General features: G+C 71.5%; 3 protein-coding genes and 1 pseudogene. All 4 read right to left on the bottom strand.

Annotation, left to right across the window (positions count from 1 at the left end; genetic code table 11):
• Positions 1-59: 59 nt before the first annotated feature.
• Positions 60-809 (bottom strand): VWA domain-containing protein, encoded by a 750-nt coding sequence (locus QR77_RS21725; protein ID WP_040023729.1) that lies wholly within the window; start codon positions 807-809, stop codon positions 60-62.
• A 116-nt stretch (positions 810-925) separates the two neighbouring features.
• Complete coding sequence (locus QR77_RS21720; protein ID WP_063798062.1) at positions 926-2320, bottom strand: glycosyltransferase 87 family protein; 1395 nt, start codon at positions 2318-2320, stop codon at positions 926-928.
• A 106-nt stretch (positions 2321-2426) separates the two neighbouring features.
• The gene (locus QR77_RS21715; protein WP_236711136.1) at positions 2427-2951 is read right to left on the bottom strand and encodes a DNA-binding protein; all 525 of its coding nucleotides are present in this window, start codon (positions 2949-2951) and stop codon (positions 2427-2429) included.
• Between the two features lie 87 nt (positions 2952-3038).
• Positions 3039-3396: pseudogene (locus QR77_RS43875) on the bottom strand (TetR-like C-terminal domain-containing protein); the annotation flags it as partial.

Below are 3396 nucleotides of genomic sequence, written 5' to 3'. Positions count from 1 at the left end.
GTCGGTGCCCCGCTCGGCCCCGGCCCGGCGCCCGGCCGTCGGCCCCCGGCCCGGGGCCCTCAGCTCCGTACGATCCCGGCCGCGCGTGCGGCGGTCAGCCACAGCGGGAACTCCTGGAGCAACTGGTCGTACAGATCCCCGTCCGAGATGCTCCTCGGTGACCGTCCCGCCGCGAAGAACCCGGCGTTGTCGACCACACGGCTGCCCGGCACCGGCAGGTCGTCGAGCTTGTGCAGGAAGCGGAACTCGTCGTCGCCGAACCCGACGAACTGCCAGAAGATCGGCAGCCTCGCCGCCGTACACAGGACATGCTCCGCCGCGGCCTTGGAGGTGGGCGAGCCGTCGGTCTGGAATATGACGAACGCCGGATCCTGGGCCCAGCACGACTCGTAGTGGTCGATGACGGCCTGCATGGCCACGTGGTAGTTGGTGCGCCCCATGTGCCCCATGGAGTCGTGCAGCGGGCCGATCCGGTCGCGGTAGGCGTCGAGGCTGATCTCGGCGGTCCCGTCGATGCCGGTGGAGAAGAAGACGACCGGCACCACCCCGTCGTCGTCCAGGTTCGCCGCCAGCGCGAGAGTCCGCTCGGCGAGGTGCTGCACGGAGCCGTCGCGGTAGTACGGGCGCATGCTGCCGGAGCGGTCCAGCACCAGGTAGACGGCGGCGCGTTCCTGGCCGACCTGGTGCTTGGCGAGCGAGACCGCCGCGGTCTTGTAGAGGCTGACGAGACCGGGAGCACGGTCGGTGATCTTGTCCAGGCTGATGGCGGCGGCGGGCGCCTTGGGCCGCTTGCGGTAGTCGATGACCATGCGCCGTGATTGTCCTCTCTTCGGACCGGCAGGACCGGCATGATCGGGCAATTGACGCGAGCGCCGGGGCCCGTACCGGACCGGAGTGGACCGGCCCCGCGTGTACGCCGCCCGCCTCAGGAGCCGCGCGACGCCCGTACGGCCGACTCCGGCGTACGCGGACGCACAACCGTGGCCGGTGCGCCGGGCGATCGGCGTGCCGGGACGCGTACGGGCGGACGCCGTCGCCACGCGTGGACCGTGACCGTGGCCGCGACGGCGAGGAAGAGCGCGCCGGCGAGCGGGTAGACCGCCGACAGCAGCATCTGGCCCCCGCTCTGGTGCAGTTCGTGGCGACCGTCGTCGTGCGGCACCAGCCAGAGCGCGAAGGACTGGAAGAGGACACCGGCGGCCACGGCGCCTGCCGCCCAGCGGCGGTCACCGCGCCGTACCGCCTCCGCAGCGAGCAGGATCACCAGCGGCACCGCCCACACCCAGTGGTGGGACCAGGAGATCGGACTGACGACGAGCGCAGTGACACCGCAGCTCAGGGTGGCCCAGGCGGTCGCGTGCGGCAGCCGGTCGGCGGCGAGCAGGGCGGCCGTGGCCAGCGCGAGGCCGGCGCAGCCGATCACGAGGGCGGCGATCAGCCACGTAAGGCCCGGATCGCCGGTGTGCAGGGCGCGGGCGAGGACTCCGCGCAGTGACTGGTTCGCTGTGGCCTCGGTGTAACCGGCGCGGTCGCTGGCGAAGATGATCCCGGTCCAGAAGCGGCGGGAGTCGTGCGGCGCGAGCAGCGCGGTCAGTCCGGCCGTACCCGCGAAGGTGGCGGCGGCGACCGCAGCGCGTCTCAGAAACGCGTTCCACACCGGAAGCCCCTGGCGCAACCGCCGCGCGCCGAGGGCGATTCCCGCCACCGCCAGCATGACCGCGAAGAGCGCGGGGGTGAGCTTGATCCCGGCGGCGATCCCGATACCGACCCCGGCCCACCGGTGGTCCGCGCGCCGCGTCAGGTCCCACAGCACCAGCACGGCCAACGCCAGGTTGACCTGCCCGTAGCGCAGGGTCGTCCACACCGGTTCGCACCAGACCGCGAGCGCGGCGACCGCGAACGTGACGGCGGGCAGGGGTACGCGGGACGGCCTCCGGCCCAGCAGGCGCAGCGAGAGATGGACGAGCGCGACCAGCAGGGAGAGGTTGGCGATGTTGACGAGGACCCGCGTCGTTGCGAGGTTCAGCCAGGTCAGCGGTATGAACAGCAGTGCGGCGAACGGCGGGTAGGTGGCGGGCAGGGCGTGCACGGTGGCGCGCATGTCGTAGAGGTCGGCGCCGGTACGTATCGCCATGCCTTCGGCGCGGTAGACGTCGAGGTCGAGCATGGTGACGTGGGCGGCGCGCTGAGCGACGTAGAAAGCGATGAGGGACACCAGACACAGCGCGGCCGCGATCGGTGTGGGCCGTCGCCGGACGGAGGCGCGCGCCCGCCCTGCTTGCCGCGTCTGGCGCGCCTGTTCGGCGCTGGAGCTGCTCATATCTGCGAACTTACGTTCGCTCGTGCAATCACGGCACCCAAGGTAGTGATGATCCCCGTCACCGTCTCGAGTACGCCGTTTCTCGTCGCGACTTCGCGCAGCCACTTCAGGTAGGGGTGCCTGTAACCGCGTCCGCGCCGGGGGTATCCGTGGTCTCCGTACGGCCGACCAGTCGTTCGTAGCGCTGCCTGGCCGCCTGCGGTGTACCGAGCCCGAGGCCGAAGGCGATCTCCTGCCACGTCATGCCCCGGCCACGCGACATCTGGAGGAGTCCGGTCTCCAGCGCGTCCATCTCCCCGCGCGCGAGCGGGATGAGGGTGAGGGCGGCGGTGATGTCGGCGTGGTCCACGTCCGGTTCGCCGTCGTCGGGCAGTGCGGCGCCGCTGAGCAGGAACGATACGAGCCTGATGGCCTCGTGCGGGCCGAGCATCATGGGGTTGCTCTGGCGGGCGCGCTGTTCGGCGGTGGCGGCGTGGCGCTCGGCGATGCGGAACAGCGACGCGGGGGCGCGGCGGGCGCGGGCCTCGTCAGCGGGCGGCGGGGTGAACGGGTCGGTCGACTGCTCGGCGGCTGTCGACTGCTCGGCTGCCGACAACGCGGCGGCTGTCGACTGGTCGGCGCTTGATGACATGCCGCCAGGATGACTTTCGTTCGCATCACTGTCAACTGATTGTTGTGAACGAGTTGTTTCATCGCTCGTCTCATCGTTCGTGGGAACGAAGACGCCGGCGGAAGCGGCGAGCGCGACGGCGTGCGCCGCCTGAACGATCAGCCGCTCGTCCGCCGGTCCGCGCAGCAGCACGAGCTGGTGGTAGAGCGGCGCGGTCGCCGCGATCAGCAGCCGCCGCCCGTCGGTCGCCGCCGGGATCTCCTCCCGCCGGACGGCGCGGGTGACGACCGGCCCGCACCGCTCGTACCGCTCCTCCCAGAACCTGACCAGCGCGAGGGCCGCCTCCTCGGAGCGGAACGACGCGGTGATGAGCGCCCTGGTGATCGACGGATCCGCAGTCAGCGCGTCGTGGACCTCGCGGTTCAGCGCGGTCAGATCACCCTCCAGCGAACCGGTGTCGGCGGGG

The sequence above is a fragment of the Streptomyces sp. 150FB genome (genome assembly GCF_000818195.1).
Taxonomy (GTDB): Bacteria; Actinomycetota; Actinomycetes; order Streptomycetales; family Streptomycetaceae; genus Streptomyces.
This window is presented reverse-complemented; position numbering and strand designations above follow the sequence as displayed.